We start from the raw sequence: 1,175 nt of genomic DNA on the forward strand, positions 1-1,175 counted from the left end.
GTGTATATATGAAATTAACGAATAAGTATGTCATCTCGCTCCTGGTATTTTCTGGGATATGCATAGTTATTGCCGCTTATGCCCTTATGAAGAGCCAGAGTGTCTCTGAGTATGATCCTGCTTTGACCGTAAATAACGAGCCCATAGCAGCAGGTGAGTTTCGTGAGCGACTCGCCTATAACCACGTTGCCAAAACCTATAGTTATTTTAAAGACAAATATGGGGTAGATCCTGGAAAGGATTTTTGGAAAACGATCTATGGAGGAGAAAGTCCAATAGATGTTGCTAGGAAAGCGACTTTAAACGATGAAGTTAGAATCAAAGTTCAACAAATGCTCATGAAGCAGAACGGAATTATTACTGATTTAAGCTATGAAAGTTTTCTGAAGAGTCTAGCGGATGAAAATCATAGAAGACAAGAAGCAGTGAAGAAGGGACAGATTGTCTATGGTCCGACACAATTCGGTGAGAACGAATTTTTCGATTATCAATTTAGCAATAACGTATTTAAGTTGAAAGAAGTGCTGTATTCCAAAGACATCTCGGAAGATGATTTAAGGAAGCTATATGAAAGAGACAGGGAAGAGAAATATAAATTGCCAGATTATATCAAGGTTCAAAAGATAACAATACCCTTTGGCGGCACGGAGATCGAGAAAGAGAAGGCTGAGCAGGTAATCAGGCAAGCAAAAGCAAAGCTTGATTCGGGAAGTGATTTCGAAAGTGTAGCCAAACTATACAATGAAAACGGTCAAGTACATGATCAAATTTTTGATGAAACGACCGCTAGAAGAGATGTAATCCAGTATTCAGAGTTAAAAGCGATTGCTCCAAAACTAGAAATCACACAGGTAAGTGATGTTATAGAAGCAAGGAGCGAGTTCGTTCTCATCAAATGTATAGATAAAAAACAAGATCGCTATCAAGGCTTTGATGATGCAAGAACTAAAGTACAAACCGACTATGTAGACAAGAAATATATCGCGTTGATAGATAAACTCGTAGGAGAAGCTCAAATACAAATAAATGCAAACGTATACAATCAATTGTTCCCATAGACAACAACAGCTAAGAGTTCTATAGATACATGTTTCCAACGGTCTACACCGTTTCATATATAATCAAATTTTTATGGAGGAATACTTTATGATGAAAAAAAGTACTTGGTGTACGGT

General features: G+C 37.4%; 1 protein-coding gene. It reads left to right on the forward strand.

From position 1 onward, the window contains the following. Positions 1–1,058, forward strand: a 1,058-nt coding sequence (locus AC1DUA_RS38465; RefSeq protein WP_477504696.1) for a peptidylprolyl isomerase, incomplete at its 5' end; no start/stop codon positions are given. Positions 1,059–1,175 lie beyond the last annotated feature (117 nt).

The organism is Paenibacillus sp. 01T422, from assembly GCF_056398785.1.